The sequence below is a fragment of the Aquimarina rhodophyticola genome (genome assembly GCF_042434915.1).
Taxonomy (GTDB): Bacteria; Bacteroidota; Bacteroidia; order Flavobacteriales; family Flavobacteriaceae; genus Aquimarina.
Genome location: NZ_CP170198.1, coordinates 3,496,503 through 3,513,680, shown reverse-complemented (window position 1 = coordinate 3,513,680; position 17,178 = coordinate 3,496,503). Strand labels below are relative to the sequence as shown.

Here is a 17,178-nt window from a genome sequence, read left to right as displayed (position 1 = left end):
CTATGAAACTAGCAATTGTAACCGCCTATCCACCGAGTAAAGTAACCTTAAACGAATATGCATATCATTTGGTTAAGCATTTTAGACAACAACAAGAAGTAAGTGAATTAATACTACTAACAGATGTTGACTCACAAAATGCCGATATATCTTTTATTGAAGATGGCTGTAAAATTATTGTAAAAAAATGTTGGAAGTTTAATAGTTATCGTAGTGCTTATACCCTTATGAAAGCTGTTAAACAGACTGCACCCGATGCCATACTCTTTAATTTGCAATTCATGAAGTTTGGTGACAAAAAGATAGTTGCCGCTTTGGGACTTTTACTCCCTTGGTTATGCAAGTTAAAAGGAATTCCAACAATCGCATTATTACATAATATTATGGAGCAAGTAGACTTAGAAAGTGCTGGTTTTTCAAAAAACAAATGGATTCAGAAAATATATAATAGTATTGGATCAACACTCACTCGATTTATTTTATCTACTGATAGAGTCGCTGTAACCATTCAAAAATATGTCGATATTCTTGAAGAAAAATACAATGTAAACAATGTAGTTTTAATTCCGCATGGAACTTTTGAAGTACCCGAGGAGCCAACCTACACGATCCCCGAGGGTCCGTTAAAGATTATGACCTTTGGTAAATTTGGGACATACAAAAAAGTAGAAATATTGATCGAAGCAGTAGAAAAAGTTCGAGCTGCTACAAATCTGCCGCTAGAAGTTGTAATCGCTGGGACCGACAACCCTAATGTTCCGGGTTATTTGGATTCGGTAAAAAAGCAATACGCTCATGTTTCTGGCATTACATTTACTGGCTATGTCGAAGAGGAAGATGTAGCTACATTATTTAATGAAAGTGCAATGGTTATATTTCCTTATACTTCTACTACAGGAAGTTCTGGAGTATTGCATCAAGCTGGTAGTTATGGGAAAGCAGTTGTACTACCTGATTTGGGAGATCTAAGTCTTCTAATGAAAGATGAAGGGTATCAAGGTGAATTTTTTGAACCTGAAAATAATGATAGTTTAGCGACGGCAATACAGAGAATTGTAGTAGATACAGCATATCGCGTTACTTTAGAAAAAGCAAATTATAAAGCGGCTACTGCATATCCAATGCATAAGATAACAGCTATGTATCTTCAAAATTTTAATCAAATAAAAACTGAAAAACTGAAAAAATCAAAGGTAACCTTACAAAAAGTCTAAGTCTGGTCATAGCTTTCTATTCATAATTGATGTACTTAAAAGATGGCTTTTTATTTCCACTTTTATCAATAAACCCAAAGTGTTGTTGTTGCTTTTTACGCCAAGGTAATCGTCCAACAACAGAGATAGGAATTTTCGTGAAATCATAAAGCGTCCAAGACATAAAATTGATTTGATTTTTTTTAATTAACTCCTGAAATTGCTTGTGATAATTTGCCTGATCTGTTTCAGATTTACCAAAAGGAGCCCAAAACCCAAAGTTTGATGATATACCAAACTCTCCTAATATTAATGGTTGTTCACTGTTAGTTTGGAGAGTTTTATATTTATCAGCAAAATACTTAATATCCTCGTAGTAATGAAAAGATAACAGATCTACTTTATCATTTAATACTAATGCTTTATCAATTGTAGACCAGCCTATTGTAACCAGTTGCTTTGGCGCATGTTTTTTTACCTGATAAACCATTTCTTCCAGCCACGCTATAACCTCTTCCTCACCTCTATTCTCAAAATCTAAGTCTGGTTCATTTTTAATATCCCATGCCAAAATTGTTTGATTGTTTGAAAAATAGCTTACAATCTGTTCGGCATGTCGATGTGTTAAAGTCCAGTCTAATACCGAATAATCCCCATAAAAATCAAATAATGTAACAATTACTTTAAGTCCTAGTTTTTCGGCACTTTTAAGAACTGCATCCAGTTTTTTAAGTTTACCTTTCTTTACGTGATCTTTACCAAAATCTTCATATTGCAAAAAAATACGAAGTGTATTTAAACCAGAAGTTTTGATGAGTTCAAAATCTTTGGAAATCTTATCGATATCAAATTCTTCACCAAACATATCCCAAGGAGAATCCTTTGGATAATAATTAACCCCTTTGATTTTAAATCGCTTATTTTTATAATAAACCTTATCATTCTTAATGGTAAAGTATTGAGTGTTATGAAAAGTATCTAATTGTTTGGTTACTGGTTGTTTCACCATATGTCGTATTTTCCAAAATCCATCTTCTAATAAAAAAACTATTTTATAGGTTGATACAGTATTGCCTTGCTGTATCAACTCACCTTTGTGATATACTTTTTGATACGCTCTGACATTCTTATCTGTGCATATGGCTAACTGTCCGTCAGAACTTAAAAAATCCAGATTTAAATTGTGAGATAATGTAGTACCAGCGATATGGGTTTTATTTAAGGCCAAATAATTCACGTGTTCTACTAGCTTCTTTTTTGCATTTTGGGTAAAGTAATCTGATATACCAATAGTCTCGGTTTTTGCGAAGGAATTTTGACGAACGTACCATGATTTTAGATAATCACTCTGGATTGATCGCATAGTAAATTTTTCGATTGGTCGCCCTGGATTAATAGAATCCTGCCAAAGCAATTTAGGTCGATACACCTCTTTTTTTTCAAAATTAATATGGAGCATAGAAGTTCTATCGGCTCCAGTATTTAAGAAAGACAAAACTTGACTAATCCCAAACAGCACAGCTATATTGACAAGTAAAAAAGAAGAAACCAATAAAATCCTATAAAAAAGTTTGTTATATCGTTTATTCATAAACTATGTTTTTAAAGGTTTTTGTTATTCCTAAAGCTTGTATAACAAAATTGTATGATCCTGCTTCGTAAAAATCTTCGGATAGATAAAATTTTACAAAACCATCTTTTGAACTTTCTACCATTGATAAACACACTCCCTCGGGGGCATCTACAAGAAGTCTAACTACAGCACCATCTGGCATCAATTGTCCCATAAAACTATGCAAGGGACCTATGCTTATGACTCTATTTTTGTTGGTGAATTTCACTTCAAAATCTGAGACTGCTTTTTTAAAAGTTACTGAAAGTGAATTACTTTTGGCTATTCCTGTAACATATGCCTCAACAAGCCAAGAGGTTTCTTTATCTGGATGCAACAGTATTGCTTTGGCTATTCCTCCAATAGTCGTCCCATACGTTTGTAGAGGTAACCCTTCATCAGGTTGACAATTAAAAGTGACCAAGGTCCCGTCGGTTACAACATTCGTATGACTATCTTTGATTACCGATGTATAAAATGTAATTAACTGATTACCATCTGCATACTCGTGTAAACGTTCTGAATATATGTTAAAATCAGTAGCTATATCCGAAGTTACGTCTACAGTATATTCTTTAGATGTAGTTTGACTACTCGTTGATGTGAAAAGAATCTTACCACTTTCTGGGTAAGAGTATAAGCGCTTCCATCCTATCAAATCCTTAATAACAACCGTGTCAACAAAAATTTCTGGACCAAATTGATGCTTCATTTGGATAGTGCGTGGTTCACCTATAGGATTATTAAAACTATCTGTAGGAACCACAACCACCATCGAAAAATCTTTACCGCCTGCTAGAATGGATGGCGGACCGATATAGGTTTCTAAATGTACAATTTTTTTGGTGCTTATATTAAAATTACCAGAATACACGATTTTATCATTGTGCCTTATTTTATAGGTAACACTTCCGGTATTTTTTGCAAGATGTTCTGGGAAATTGAAGTTAATCATTCCGTTATGCGATACATTTGTCATAAAAAATGGACCATATGAGGTATTACCCAGAAGTGTGAATTCACCTTCGGTAACGTTTTTAAACGATAAGACTATCTTTTCTCCGGCAGTGAACTCATTCTTGAAATCGGTTAGTTTCAGTTCTGATTGCGCTAAGTTTGCTCTATATCCAGCATAACCAAATGCTCCAAATAGAATTATCAAAAACACCCATATTATATACTCCGTTTTATTCATCATAAAGGCGCTCCAACATAATTGTTAATTTCAATCTTTATAAAATCGTATGCATCACCTTGAACAGGTATTAATTGATTGATGCTATGATTTTCCTTTCGTTTTGGAAGTATTTTATTACCCAAACTTTCGTTTGAAAGTCCATTGATCATAATATAATCCAAGCTATTATTGATAATACAAACCTCTTTAAGTGAAGGTAGTGTAAATTTAAAAAATTGTCTTCTTTGTGGTCGTATTCCTTCTCTTAGGTAATGATGATCGACCCAAATCAACCTTTTTTCTGCATTGTAATAAGAAATTATCAGTTGCGGAATTGTTACTTCTTGAACCCCAAAATTGAAAAGAAAACCCGAAACTTCATTAGCGCGTATGACTAAATTATTTAAGGCTACAGATTTATATAAATCTGTGGTTGCTACATTGCCTGCACATTGTAAGTCAAAAACCGTTGGTGTTTCTGCTAACGCAATGGATGTAAATTCGTTGGGGTCAAAAGTTTGTGGTATTCTATCCTCTGTATTTATCCATGCTATTCCCTCAAAATTGACACGAAAACTTGTAATCTCTTTTGGCATAAGTTTGTGTTTCATTTGATGCTTAACATTATATGTTGCCAATAAATCATTCTCTGTGTTATACAAACTCCCTTTAACGACCACATCCGAGGGAACTTCGTCTATATTTTGAATTTCGCCGACAATACTATATATAGTATCATATGCGACCAACTTTGCAGATATAACTTGCAGTACAGGTTGCTTCAAAACATCTTCATGATATGTTTGTTCTGAGGTGATCCTTCTTCTACCATGATTATAAAACTTATTCGTACTTTCTGTATATAATTGATCTGGCGGTATATCCAAGTCATATGCAAGTGGTTCTATAAACCACTTGCCTCTCCTCTTGTTTAAGGTATGGTAAAAAATCTTATTTAATTTCTCCAGAGGTGTAATCCATTCTGTGATAACTTTGGCTTTGGCTGTCGAATCGGTACTTTTTAAAAGTTGAACATCAATAGTTTCTAATTTGGCGTAGGAGCTTAAAACACCATCACTTACTGATACCTCAAGCATATATTGATCCATACTCTTGTCGCTCTGGGGATCTATATAAGAATACGCTCTTTTAAACTCTTTAAAATCTAGCGCATCATAATATGCTTTTAAAACATTAGGAGCACTGATTTGAGTTGAATTCTTAATGTAAAAGAGATAAGTACCATAACCAAATAGAATACAAAGAAAAACGGCCCATATACAAGACGCTTTTACAAGCTTTTTATTAAACTGTAAATAGGTGTTTTGAAATCTTAAATATTCGGGAAATCTCTCAAATCTGGAGCGCAGTGTGCGTACCCATATCATTTGAATATTGATAACAAATGCAATTAAAACTGTTAGAAAAGGAAATATTCCCCAAAGCAAACTTTGATACATTGGCACGGTTTCTTTGGGTATCATTGATGGTAGAGGTGCTATATTCAATTTTTCCCATACCATAATGCCGTTTTCTAGCTGCCTAAGCCGTTGCCAACCACAAAAATAAAGTATAGGATCATAAAATTTATCATTAGAAAAAACATATTTGAGATTATACTTTTCTGGAACTGTCAGAAATTGCTGTAAAGATCCTATCCCCTCGATCCCTCTAAATTTTGAGTTTTCTAATCGCTCTACTGCTCGTGTTGTTAATTCTGGTAATCTTCTTGCAGAATGATAATTACCATCCACTGTCATGGCATTAGTTTGCGCAGATAACCATGCCATTTGATCCCCAAAACCCAACGGTAAGAATCGCCAATGGTCGTGCTGATCTTGACTCAAAAAATTGAGTATTGGTAACATTTTAATTTCTTGTGGTTGGTTAGGTCTAAAATAACCAAGGCTCATCGTAAAGATTAGCATAAAGACAATCATACCTACTAAAATACCTCCTAGCAAACGGTGAAAAATACTCCCAAATCTATCTTGAATATAATTTCTTAAATCACCTTCTACAAATCGATAAACAAACTCACCAAAAATTGGAAGAGCCATAATAGAAGCCCAAAGAGTAAATCTATCTAGGGTAAGGATATTAAATGCATTATCTCCCAAAATTGCTTTAGGTACAGGTGTAGTACCCCCAGTACCTAAGATGGTTAATAATGTTATCGAAAACCCAAAAAACAAATACCGTTTACTATAATATCTATAAAATATATACGGCAATAAAAACAAAAGAATCCCCCAAGGAATTAAGAAAAATACCAAGCCCGATGAGGTCACTTCTAAAAAATTATCTCGAGAACCATGTGGGATGGGAACCTGAGTAATCGGGTTATTTTTTGTGTTAATCCAATACGGCAAAATACAAAGGATTATACTACAAAGAGAGAGCAAACCAAACAGAAGAATTCTTTTAAATAATTGTAAAAAATTTTTAAAAAAAATCACAAACGTAATCTCGCGATACTTTCGCACCTTTTCACGCGAGGCATCCATAATAACCATACCTATTAATGGAAAGATAAAAAACACCATGCCAAAGATGGGCGTAACATGATGAGAGGTAACCGTAACAGCTAATAAACTTATCGAAGTTAACAAATATCGATAGCGACCTGTCTTAATCCATAAATAGATTTCTGGTAAGGCGTGCATTAGAATGGATATACCTATTATACTAGGTAATTGTCCAAATATATGTAGTGTCTCAACAAATGAAGTGGATAATATTCCTACTATGGATGCATAACCGGCTGCTTTTCGATTTGCAGTAATTAATAAAGCAAAACGATACACCCCCGTAACAAACAAAATAACCCCAATTATAGCAACGGTAAACATTCCAAACTTAAGACCTCCTAGATATGAAAACAAAGCAATTGCTTGATGCACTAGTGGTGGATAACCCATGACCGTAAAACCTGTATACCACTTATAACTCCATGGCTCAAACCATTGTTGTGAATAATGCTCGGCAAAAAATAAATGAATCAATGCATCATACGTAGATTCTAAAGTAAAAAAAATACTAGTCCCATGGAAAGCCAATCCAATAAGAACTGCACTTATCACATATTTATTTGTCCTTTTATCCATTTATGATCTTGATATCACTCTTTTTAATTGATTAAATATACAATAATGTTTGATTTCGATAAACGGAATGTCTTTCGACGAAAACCATTTATCGATACTAAGTTGCTAGTCAACGAAATATGAGATTTTTTACTGTGTGCTCCTCGTAGATTTGGACTATAAACCAAAACAAACTACTATGAAAACTGGAATAATCATACCGTGCTATAACGAAGAAAACAGACTAGATGTAAACGCTTTTATTCAATTTGCAAACAAGAAAAATCAATATCATTTATGCTTTGTAAACGATGGGAGTAAAGACAATACCATCCAAGTGCTAAAAAAAATTCAAGAAACCAATCCAAGAAAAATCAGTATTGTAGATGTGAAAAAAAATGCTGGTAAAGCAGCTGCTGTTCGCACTGGATCTCAATACCTTTATAAAAGAGGTGATATTAAATTTGTAGGCTTCATCGATGCAGATTTGTCTACAGATTTTGAAGATTTTGCAGGCTTACTTACAACGCTTAAAAACAATGATAAATTAGATTTTGTATTTGGTTCTAGAGCAAAAAATCCATCTCAGGGGATCGAAAAAGATAAAATTAGAGGATTAATCTCAAAAATGATCAATCTTTTGATCGTGGCAATACTAGGACTTTTTATCCAAGATACTCAATGTGGTGCAAAAGTTTATCGAGCACATCTTGTACCAGTACTTTTCGAAACAAAATTTTATAGCCGTTGGTTATTTGATGTAGAGATGTTCATAAAGCTTAAAAAGTTTTACGGTAAATCAAAAGTAATGGCAAAAATTCTGGAACAACCTCTAAAAAGATGGGTTCATATGGAAGACTCTAAACTGGGCTTAAAAGATTCTCTTGAGATTCCTTACAGATTATTATCAATATGGTTCAACTATACCGTACTACAATCCAGCATTGCTGTAAATGCCAAAAATACTATAGAACCTACCATAGAAATATTTGGAGTAAACAACACATCATTAGCCGCATAATAACCTTAACAACATAATGTCATGATAAATTATCCAATCAAATTCGAACCTATATTAAAAGAGAAAATCTGGGGTGGCAATAAATTAAAAAACATCCTAAATAAAAAAACTAAAAAACAAAACATTGGCGAAAGTTGGGAAATTAGTGATGTAGATGAACATTCGACTTCTGTTGTAGCCAATGGCATACTTAAGGGAATGAGTTTAAAAGAAATGATGCAACAGTTTAACCAAGAATTAATGGGAAAAAACAACTATAAAACCTTCGGAAATAATTTCCCACTACTCATTAAGTTTATTGACGCCCAAGAAAATTTATCAATTCAAGTGCATCCTGATGATGCGATTGCTGGTAAACGCCATAACTCATTTGGTAAAACTGAAATGTGGTACGTAATGCAAGCTGATACCGATGCAAATGTAATTATAGGGTTTGAAGACCATATGGATAAAGATTTATATAAATATCACTTAAAAAATAATTCACTAGAGGATGTATTACATACAGAATCAATTAAAAATGGAGATTGTTTTTTTATCAATCCTGGAGAGATTCACGCAATTGGGGCTGGAGCTTTGATTGCTGAAATTCAACAAACATCTGATATAACATACCGCGTATACGATTATAACAGAACCGATAAACAAGGAAACTCACGAGACTTGCACAATGATATGGCGTTCGACGTGATTAATTATTCAAAAAATGATAATTACATAATGCACTATGATAAACTAATTAATCAATCGTCTACAATCACAGAGTGCCCCTATTTCACCACGAATTTTGTAGGAGTTAAAAATTCTTTTTGTAAAGACTATACTCAACTTGATTCTTTTGTTATCTATATGTGTACACAAGGTAGAGCAACTGTAACCATTGATAATATAACCGAAGTCATCTCGCAGGGTGAAACACTTCTTATACCAGCCACAGCATCTAATGCCATTATAACATCTGATAATGCTGAACTATTAGAAGTTTACATAGCTTAAAAATACGTTCCCCAAAACTGTTTTATCAATTTCATCTATTCTTTCATTTGTTAAAAACAATACAAATGAAAGAATTTTTGTTTATCTTTTTACTAAATTTGTTAGACAAAATAATCTATGCATCATAAAATTTCCTTACCAACAAAAATTTGTATCGTCTGTGACAAATCTTTTAGTTGGCGCAAAAAATGGAAACGTGATTGGGATGCAGTAGTGTATTGCAGTGAGCGTTGTCGAAGAAACAAGAAACGCTTTTTAAAAAGTTAAAGATAAAAAACAAAACATGGATTCAACCGCATTAGTCTGGTTTCGAAATGATTTAAGAATGGTAGACAACCTATCTTTAACAAAGGCTACTGCACATCATAAAAAAGTTATTGCAATATTTTGTTTTGATCCAAGGCATTTTAAAAGTACTTCCTACGGCTTTAAAAAGACCGAGTATTATCGTGCTAAATTTCTCTTAGAAACGGTTGAGGAATTGCGAGACACTTTACAAACTTATAACATTACGCTATTCACGTATTTTGATTATCCAGAAAACTGTATTCCAGAGCTGATTCATAAACATGCTATCACCGAGGTTTATCTGCAAAAGGAATGGACACATGAAGAATGTATTATTGAAGCTAATGTAAAAAACAAGTTGCCTCAGCGCGCTATAAAATGGACGGCGTCCTACGATCAATTTTTGATTAACCCTGAGCAACTACCCATTCCTATACAATCACTACCTAGAGTTTTTACCGATTTTCGTAAATTATGTGAACATCGATGTACCGTACAACGACCAAGTACGATAAAAAGGCTTTCTAGCACAAACTATATTACCAACCATACTAAACTACCAACGATAGAAACTTTAGGGTACCAATCTCGTACAATCGACTCTCGTTCGGCATTTCCGTTTAAGGGTGGGACACTACAAGCACAAAATCGAATTAAAGATTATTTTTGGCAAAGTCATAATCTTTCGACCTATAAAAAGACACGTAATGGTTTGATTGGACCTCACTATAGTTCTAAATTGTCTGCGTGGTTGGCTAATGGTAGTATTTCTGCTAGGACAATTTATTGGGAAATTAAAAAATACGAAAAAGATGTGATAAAAAATGACTCTACTTATTGGTTGATCTTTGAACTGATATGGCGTGACTTTTTCAAATACGTATCACTTAAATATGGTAATAAAATTTTTAGTATCGATGGTATTCTTCAAAAAAAGTATGCATGGTCTACTGACAAAGTAAAACTAAATGCTTGGATTTCAGGACAAACTAAAGAACCCTTTGTTAATGCTAATATGATTGAGTTGGGTAAAACTGGTTGGATGAGTAATAGAGGCCGTCAAAATGTAGCTTCCTATTTAACAAAAGATCAAAAAATAGATTGGCGCATAGGTGCCGCATATTTTGAGGCGTTTTTGATCGATTATGATGTACACAGTAATTATGGCAATTGGATGTATGTTGCGGGCGTAGGGAATGATCCTCGTGATCGTAAATTTAATATAGAGTTACAAGCAAAACGCTACGATCCTCAACAAAAATTTCAACAACTTTGGTTACAACCCATATTATTTTAAACTTATGACATTACGCTTAATTCTTGGTGATCAACTCAATATAAATCATTCCTGGTTCAACACAATAGATGATACTATTATTTATTTTATGGCAGAGATGCGTCAAGAAACTGATTATACAAAACACCACATCCAAAAAATTGTGGCATTTTTTGATAGTATGCGTAATTTCTCAAAAACTTTAGAAAAAAAAGGACATCAAGTACTTTATTATACGCTTGACGCGAAAAACAATACCCAAAATCTTTCAGAAAATATAGAAAATCTAGTAAAGACAAAAAATATTTCAAAATTTGAATACCAGTTGCCAGATGAGTATAGACTGGATCAGCAATTAATCCATTTGTGCAAATCTCTATCTATAGAACACGAGGCTTATGACACAGAACACTTTCTGACTACACGCACTACATTATCAACTTTTTTTAAAGGTAAAAAACAGTTTACTATGGAGTATTTTTATCGGTTTATGAGAAAAAAATATGACATTTTAATGGTAACAGATACTGACCCTGAAGGCGGCCAATGGAATTATGATGAAAGTAACCGAAAAAAATGGAAAGGGACTCCCGCAATACCTGAAGAAAAAAAATATGTAAAAGACGTAACCTCTCTAATTGACTTATTAAATAAACAAAAAGTAAAAACTATAGGAAATATTTCTACAGAAAACTTCAACTGGCCCACCTCAAGAGAAGAAGCGCTAGATACTCTTGATTATTTTTGTCAAAATTTATTGAAACATTTCGGAGATTATCAAGACGCGATGGCTCCTAATCAAAAATATCTCTTTCATAGTCGATTATCCTTTGCTATGAATAGTAAAATGCTACACCCTATGGAGGTTATCGTGACTGTAATTGATTATTGGAGAAAGCATAAGGAATTGATTCATTTCTCTCAAGTTGAGGGGTTTATACGTCAAATTTTAGGATGGCGAGAATATATGCGCGGTATGTATTGGAAAGAAATGCCCGCTTACGCGAAAAAAAATCATCTTGAAAATCATAATAAACTTCCTGAATTTTATTGGACTGGAAACACAAAGATGAATTGCCTACATCATGCAATTACGCAAAGTCTAGAAGATGCCTATGCGCACCACATTCAACGACTTATGATTACAGGCAATTATGCCCTCCTTACTCAGGTACATCCAGATGAAGTTGATCAATGGTACTTAGGTATTTATATTGACGCAATAGAATGGGTAGAAATCACCAATACACGGGGTATGAGTCAATTTGCAGATGGTGGGCTTGTTGCAACAAAACCCTACGTATCCAGCGGAAGCTATATAAACAAAATGAGCACCTATTGCAAAGGATGTTATTATAAAGTCTCAAAAAAAACAGAAGATGATGCCTGTCCATTCAATAGTCTGTATTGGAACTTTCTGGATGAGAAGCAACACTATTTCAAAAATAATCGCAGAATGAAAATGATGATGAGTCTACTAGACAAAATGAGTCCCGAGAAAAAAGATGCGTATAGAAAGAGAGCACAACATATAATTGCAAACCCCAATGAATACTGAAAAACCCGAAATTAATATCGTTTGGTTTAAACGAGATTTACGCTTATTGGACAATGAGGCTATTCATAACGCTATAAAATCAGGTGTACCAACACTTTTATTATTTGTTTTTGAAAATTCATTACGCAATGATAAACATTACAGTGAACGACATTGGAATTTTATCAAACAATCTATTCTCGATTTGAACAAACAGTTAGAACCATACACAACTAGAGTTCTTTCTGTAAACTCAGAAATAATCTCAGTAGTAAGTACTTTACAACAATTCTGGAAAATTAATACTGTTTATAGCCATCAAGAAACTGGTATTCGATTAACGTATGATCGTGATAAAAATTTTTCTAGGTTTTGTAAAAACAATAGAATCCATTGGAAACAGCATATTAACAATGGCGTTTTTAGAGGAGAAAGAGATCGAATGGATTGGAGCGATAAATGGGAGAAATATATGATGCAACCAGTGCATGATTTTAAGCCAGACACCAACAGTTTTATTCCTATTGCGACTTTAGATAACTTGTCCAACCATTTTAATACTGCAAATTTACACACAGCACATTACCCGCTTATGCAAGTCGGTGGATCCACCATGGCACATCGCTATTTGACGTCCTTTTTTGAAGAGCGAATCAAGAATTATAATGCTCACATTTCGAAACCTGCATTGGCTCGTAAGGGCTGTAGCCGTTTATCACCATATTTGGCTTGGGGTAACTTATCGGTGCGTCAAGTATGGCATTATGCCAAAGTAATCCGTAAAACTTCAACTTTCAAAAAGCAAATAGATTCTTTTACTTCTAGATTGCGATGGCAAGCCCATTTTATTCAAAAATTTGAAATGGAAGATACTATGGAATTTGAGAGTGTTAATAAAGGCTATCATAAGCTAAAAAAACAAGTCTCTGATGCTTATATAAAGGCATGGAAAACTGGACAAACTGGATATCCTCTTATCGATGCGTGCATGCGTTGCTTATCAGAAACAGGGTATCTAAACTTTAGAATGCGCGCACTTGTCGTATCCTTTTTTACGCATAACTTATGGCAACCATGGCAAGAAGCCACTTCACATTTATCACAAATGTTTCTAGATTTTGAACCAGGGATTCATTTTCCTCAACTGCAAATGCAAGCTGGTGAAACTGGAACCAACCTACTACGAATTTATAATCCTATTAAAAATAGTTTAGAGCATGACCCCGAAGGTCATTTTATTAGAAAATGGGTTAGAGAACTAAGAGATCTTCCGCCTGAATTTATTCATGAACCTTTTAAAATGACCCCACTAGATCAAAAGTTTAATGACTTTGTTTTAGGTGTTGATTATCCAAATCCTATCGTAGAACTACCATCTACTCGTAAATATGCTAGTGATACGCTCTGGGCATTACGCGATGATCAATTGGTAAAAGAAGAAAATCTACGAATTTTAAAAAAACATACGTTGCCCAATAGAAGGGCTTTTGACTAAAAATACTATTGATTATGAAAACAATGTTAACCCCAAGAGAAATAGATCGTATCATAGAAATGGCATGGGAAGATAGAACTCCTTTTGACGCAATTTTATGGCAATTTAATCTAACCGAAGAAGAAGTCATTAAATTAATGCGTTCTGAAATGAAACCGTCAAGTTTCAAAATGTGGCGAGCTCGCGTGCAAGGAAGAAAGACAAAACATGCTAAAAAAAGAAATTTTATAGAAGGACGCTTTAAATGTTCAAGACAAAAACATATCACACATAATAACATCTCAAAACGATAAAAATGGCCAATAAAAAACCCGACGCAGTAGTTTTTAATGATCAAGAGCAGCGCTATGATGCAGGGCTTAAAGCATACGCAACCAATGTAAGTGCTCCCGCGATAACTATTGAAGATACCGCTGCTTGGAAAAACAGAGGAATTACAAATGTAAATCATCAAATCAAAACAAAATTTGATGAATTGAAACTGGCATACGAACAGTTAATGGATCAATTTGAATACAATAATCTGATCTATCAATCAAAATTTAATTTTGAACCTGTTATAGGAGCTACCTATTATTTATACAAAAGAAAAAACGAAGAAACTTTTTTATCTGTCATCTCTCCTGAAGAATGCAATTTTACATACATCGGTACTTTTCAACTAAAAGCTGATCGCATGTGGGAAAAATTATAATTTTGGCTTAGACAATAGACTTTAAACTTTTAAAATACGCTTTAGCTTTTTGATTTACTTTAGGAGCTAGTAGTAATCCTGAGACAACCGTAGGTATAGCCATTAAAGCAAATGCACTGTCTATAAGGTTAATAGCAAAGTCAATTTTTACTACTGCAGCAACTACAATCGAGGGAATGTATATGTAATTATAGTATTTTCCATATTTTGGTTTAGTAAGATATCCCAAGCATAAATTACCATAATAAGAATACGAAAATAATGTTGAGAACGCAAAAACCAAAATCATAATAATCAAAACTACATCACCTATGCCGTAGGGTAATACAGAGTTAAAAGCTTTAAGTGTTAGAGATACTCCGTTCTCATCTCCGTCTTTCCATACACCTGTAGATAATATAGCCAAAGCAGTTAATGTACAAACAACCAATGTATCGATTGCTGGTCCAGTCATAGCTACTAATCCTTCTCTTATGGGTTCTTTGGTCTTAGTTGTGCCATGCATCATAGGTGCTGTTCCAATACCTGCTTCGTTCGAAAATGATCCGCGTTTAATTCCCGTTTTCACTAAGTAACCTAAGGCGCCTCCAGCCACTGCTTCACCACTAAAAGCATCCGTAAAAATCAAAATAAACATCTCAGGAACATAGTCTATTCGTATGATTAATATAATAAGTACAGATACAAAGTATAAAGCAACCATGGCAGGAACTAAGCGACTTGCTACTGCTCCTATTCTTTTTATTCCTCCAAATATTACCAACGAAGCTATGAGAGCTAAAACTATTCCGATATAAAATTTATCGTTTTCAGTCAACGCTGAGACATCTACCAAGGTTTGGGTTAATTGATTAGCTGTAAACGCTGGAAGTGTACCTATTAATCCAGCCAATGCAAATAGAATCGCCAATGGTTTCCACTTTGATCCCAATCCCCCCTCTATGACATAAATGGGACCTCCTAATGGGATCCCCTGCTCATCTTTAGATCGGTACATCATAGAAAGAGAACACGTATAAAATTTTGTAGCCATACCGATAACTCCACTTACCCACATCCAAAAGATTGCACCAGGACCACCAGCTACTATTGCAATAGCTACACCACTAACATTGCCCATCCCAACAGTTGCAGCAATAGCAGAAGAAAGTGCTTGAAAATGTGTTAGTTGACCGTCTTCCTTAGCATCATCAAATTTACCTCGTAAAATATCGATAGCATGTTTAAAATAAAGAAAAGGAGTGAAACGTGAGTACATTAAAAAGAAAAGCCCTCCTCCTATCAGTAAAAATAATAATGGCCAATCCCAGATCCAAGAACTAAAACTGGCAACGAGTGCTTCAATTTTTTTAAACATAGAAAGAGCTATTGATTTGTATAATCAAATATACTATATCCTATTGTATCCTTTCTAAGAAAAGCGATAGTTATGTAAATTTTGTAAATCTGGGTTTGTTTACACCACGATCATACATTACAATACTACCTGCAACTGCTACATTGAGACTCAGCTCTGATTTGAACTTGATTAAAAAATGAGATTTTTCTATAGCCTCTTTTGATAATCCGTGGTCTTCTGCTCCTAATAAATATACACAACGTCTAGGATGCCTAAATGCTTCTAAAGCTTCGGCAGATTTTGTGAGTTCTACACCTACAAGCATAGCTCCTTTTGGCAAATGACGATAAAAATCCTCAAAATTTTTATAGTGAAAATAAGGTAAGGATTTCACTGCATTGTGGGTGTCACAAGCTTGTTTTGCGTAACGATTTCCAATAGTAAAAATAAAACTTGCTCCTAAATTTTGTGCTGATCGCCACAGTACTCCTAAATTTTCGGGTGTTTTTCCATTTTGGATTCCGATGCCAAAAAATTCGTTTTTAAAATTATCTATCATAGTACAAAAATAATAAAGTACTAAAATAGATATAGAGTTATAAACTAATTAAGATGGCATTTAATAAAAAAAATCCCGCTCTTTAAAAAGAACGGGACTGTCAACATTTACGCTTAAAACTTTATCGTATACACTGCACAATGCCATGTAAATTGATAAGGTTTTTCTTGAAATGTTCCGGGGATTTTATCTTCATGTGTAGCTTCTACGATATAATCTGCATTCCATGGTAAGGAGAATGAAATTATCCCTTTACTATCTGTCTTCATTTTTTTTGACCATTCATCCTTAATAAAAATAGTTACCTCTGCGTCGGCCAAGGGCTTTCCTTTGAATACAACTTGTAGATCAACAGTGGCATTTTGCGTATATGCAACTTTTGAAATGTCTACTATACTCAAACTCGAAGGATTGACAGAAGCTGTATTTTTTTTGGTTCCTGTTCCTACATCAATTTTTGATGTTGCATGATATTGAGGTCTAAAAATTCCATAGTCATACTCTGTATAATCAAGAACCTTATAATTTTTATTATCTACTATTACAGTATACGTACCTTCCATCTTGGGTGTGAAATTAGTCGAAAACGACAACTCCTTTTGTACTACAGAAAGCTCAATTTTACTGCCATCTGGAGCTACAACCCACATGGTGAAATCTTCGGCATCCTGAAATACTTCTCCTTCGGTTTTTTCCCATACTCCGCTGGTATATTCTCCAAAAAACACTTGTATTTCTTGCTCTTTTCCAATTGTACCTTTAGATGGTGTATCAATCCATAAAAAATGTGCAAACGATGGGGTTGTTATCATAAGTAATAATAACGCATACCAGATGTTATTTTTCATAATATTTAATTTAATGATAGTGTGATCTGATGAATCTGTAAGAGCACAACTAATTTT

At 34.0% G+C, this 17,178-nt stretch carries 15 protein-coding genes; 9 read left to right on the top strand and 6 right to left on the bottom strand.

From position 1 onward, the window contains the following. The first annotated feature begins 2 nt into the window (after positions 1-2). Positions 3-1,214, top strand: coding sequence for a glycosyltransferase (locus ACE939_RS15250; RefSeq protein WP_378186546.1), 1,212 nt, complete (start codon positions 3-5; stop codon positions 1,212-1,214). A 16-nt stretch (positions 1,215-1,230) separates the two neighbouring features. Here the strand turns inward: ACE939_RS15250 and ACE939_RS15245 are convergent, their stop codons facing one another. Genes ACE939_RS15245 through ACE939_RS15235 form a run of 3 tightly spaced genes read right to left on the bottom strand, consistent with a single transcriptional unit; the run spans position 1,231 to position 7,089 of the window. Continuing rightward, on the bottom strand, positions 1,231-2,784 hold the full coding sequence (locus ACE939_RS15245) for a cellulase family glycosylhydrolase (RefSeq protein WP_378186543.1): 1,554 nt from the start codon (positions 2,782-2,784) through the stop codon (positions 1,231-1,233). Then, on the bottom strand, positions 2,777-4,003 hold the full coding sequence (locus ACE939_RS15240; protein WP_378186541.1) for a hypothetical protein: 1,227 nt from the start codon (positions 4,001-4,003) through the stop codon (positions 2,777-2,779). Before ACE939_RS15240 ends, ACE939_RS15245 begins: the two co-directional genes overlap by 8 nt. Further along, positions 4,000-7,089 (bottom strand): hypothetical protein, encoded by a 3,090-nt coding sequence (locus ACE939_RS15235; protein WP_378186538.1) that lies wholly within the window; start codon positions 7,087-7,089, stop codon positions 4,000-4,002. The genes ACE939_RS15240 and ACE939_RS15235 overlap by 4 nt, the downstream gene beginning before the upstream one ends. 178 nt (positions 7,090-7,267) lie before the next feature. Here ACE939_RS15235 and ACE939_RS15230 point away from each other — a divergent pair, with 178 nt between their 5' ends. The 8 genes from ACE939_RS15230 (at position 7,268) to ACE939_RS15195 (ending at position 14,375) form a co-directional block, all read left to right on the top strand. Further along, on the top strand, positions 7,268-8,089 hold the full coding sequence (locus ACE939_RS15230; RefSeq protein ID WP_378186536.1) for a dolichyl-phosphate beta-glucosyltransferase: 822 nt from the start codon (positions 7,268-7,270) through the stop codon (positions 8,087-8,089). Between the two features lie 21 nt (positions 8,090-8,110). Further along, the gene (locus ACE939_RS15225) at positions 8,111-9,085 is read left to right on the top strand and encodes a type I phosphomannose isomerase catalytic subunit (RefSeq protein WP_378186535.1); all 975 of its coding nucleotides are present in this window, start codon (positions 8,111-8,113) and stop codon (positions 9,083-9,085) included. Positions 9,086-9,202: 117 nt separating this feature from the next. Continuing rightward, entirely contained in the window at positions 9,203-9,352 is a 150-nt protein-coding gene (locus ACE939_RS15220) for a DUF2256 domain-containing protein (RefSeq protein WP_378186534.1), read from the top strand. Between the two features lie 16 nt (positions 9,353-9,368). Then, positions 9,369-10,670, top strand: a complete 1,302-nt coding sequence (locus ACE939_RS15215; protein WP_378186532.1) for a DASH family cryptochrome — start codon at positions 9,369-9,371, stop codon at positions 10,668-10,670. 4 nt (positions 10,671-10,674) lie between these two features. After that, entirely contained in the window at positions 10,675-12,207 is a 1,533-nt protein-coding gene (locus tag ACE939_RS15210; RefSeq protein ID WP_378186531.1) for a cryptochrome/photolyase family protein, read from the top strand. Beyond that, positions 12,197-13,681, top strand: a complete 1,485-nt coding sequence (locus ACE939_RS15205; RefSeq protein WP_378186529.1) for a deoxyribodipyrimidine photo-lyase/cryptochrome family protein — start codon at positions 12,197-12,199, stop codon at positions 13,679-13,681. Before ACE939_RS15210 ends, ACE939_RS15205 begins: the two co-directional genes overlap by 11 nt. A 14-nt stretch (positions 13,682-13,695) precedes the next feature. Continuing rightward, positions 13,696-13,974: a TIGR03643 family protein gene (locus ACE939_RS15200; RefSeq protein WP_378186527.1), complete on the top strand. Its 279-nt coding sequence runs from the start codon at positions 13,696-13,698 to the stop codon at positions 13,972-13,974. Between the two features lie 2 nt (positions 13,975-13,976). Then, on the top strand, positions 13,977-14,375 hold the full coding sequence (locus ACE939_RS15195; RefSeq protein ID WP_378186525.1) for a DUF2452 domain-containing protein: 399 nt from the start codon (positions 13,977-13,979) through the stop codon (positions 14,373-14,375). 7 nt (positions 14,376-14,382) lie between these two features. Here ACE939_RS15195 and ACE939_RS15190 read toward each other — a convergent pair whose 3' ends face one another. The 3 genes from ACE939_RS15190 to ACE939_RS15180 form a co-directional block, all read right to left on the bottom strand. Beyond that, entirely contained in the window at positions 14,383-15,732 is a 1,350-nt protein-coding gene (locus ACE939_RS15190) for an alanine/glycine:cation symporter family protein (protein WP_378186523.1), read from the bottom strand. A gap of 70 nt (positions 15,733-15,802) precedes the next feature. Next, positions 15,803-16,273, bottom strand: a complete 471-nt coding sequence (locus ACE939_RS15185; protein WP_378186521.1) for an RNA methyltransferase — start codon at positions 16,271-16,273, stop codon at positions 15,803-15,805. A gap of 113 nt (positions 16,274-16,386) precedes the next feature. Beyond that, a complete protein-coding gene (locus ACE939_RS15180; RefSeq protein WP_378186519.1) occupies positions 16,387-17,121 on the bottom strand; it encodes a DUF4198 domain-containing protein in 735 nt (244 codons plus the stop codon). Positions 17,122-17,178: the final 57 nt, after the last annotated feature.

What these genes read in the sequence shown, in the direction of transcription:
- ACE939_RS15220 (WP_378186534.1), top strand. Translation starts at nt 9,203, where the DNA reads ATGCATCATAAAATTTCCTTACCAACAAAAATTTGTATCGTCTGTGAC.
- ACE939_RS15215 (WP_378186532.1), top strand. Translation starts at nt 9,369, where the DNA reads ATGGATTCAACCGCATTAGTCTGGTTTCGAAATGATTTAAGAATGGTA.
- ACE939_RS15225 (WP_378186535.1), top strand. Translation starts at nt 8,111, where the DNA reads ATGATAAATTATCCAATCAAATTCGAACCTATATTAAAAGAGAAAATC.
- ACE939_RS15240 (WP_378186541.1), bottom strand. Translation starts at nt 4,003, where the DNA reads ATGATGAATAAAACGGAGTATATAATATGGGTGTTTTTGATAATTCTA.
- ACE939_RS15195 (WP_378186525.1), top strand. Translation starts at nt 13,977, where the DNA reads ATGGCCAATAAAAAACCCGACGCAGTAGTTTTTAATGATCAAGAGCAG.
- ACE939_RS15210 (WP_378186531.1), top strand. Translation starts at nt 10,675, where the DNA reads ATGACATTACGCTTAATTCTTGGTGATCAACTCAATATAAATCATTCC.
- ACE939_RS15205 (WP_378186529.1), top strand. Translation starts at nt 12,197, where the DNA reads ATGAATACTGAAAAACCCGAAATTAATATCGTTTGGTTTAAACGAGAT.
- ACE939_RS15185 (WP_378186521.1), bottom strand. Translation starts at nt 16,273, where the DNA reads ATGATAGATAATTTTAAAAACGAATTTTTTGGCATCGGAATCCAAAAT.
- ACE939_RS15180 (WP_378186519.1), bottom strand. Translation starts at nt 17,121, where the DNA reads ATGAAAAATAACATCTGGTATGCGTTATTATTACTTATGATAACAACC.
- ACE939_RS15245 (WP_378186543.1), bottom strand. Translation starts at nt 2,784, where the DNA reads ATGAATAAACGATATAACAAACTTTTTTATAGGATTTTATTGGTTTCT.
- ACE939_RS15250 (WP_378186546.1), top strand. Translation starts at nt 3, where the DNA reads ATGAAACTAGCAATTGTAACCGCCTATCCACCGAGTAAAGTAACCTTA.
- ACE939_RS15200 (WP_378186527.1), top strand. Translation starts at nt 13,696, where the DNA reads ATGAAAACAATGTTAACCCCAAGAGAAATAGATCGTATCATAGAAATG.
- ACE939_RS15235 (WP_378186538.1), bottom strand. Translation starts at nt 7,089, where the DNA reads ATGGATAAAAGGACAAATAAATATGTGATAAGTGCAGTTCTTATTGGA.
- ACE939_RS15230 (WP_378186536.1), top strand. Translation starts at nt 7,268, where the DNA reads ATGAAAACTGGAATAATCATACCGTGCTATAACGAAGAAAACAGACTA.
- ACE939_RS15190 (WP_378186523.1), bottom strand. Translation starts at nt 15,732, where the DNA reads ATGTTTAAAAAAATTGAAGCACTCGTTGCCAGTTTTAGTTCTTGGATC.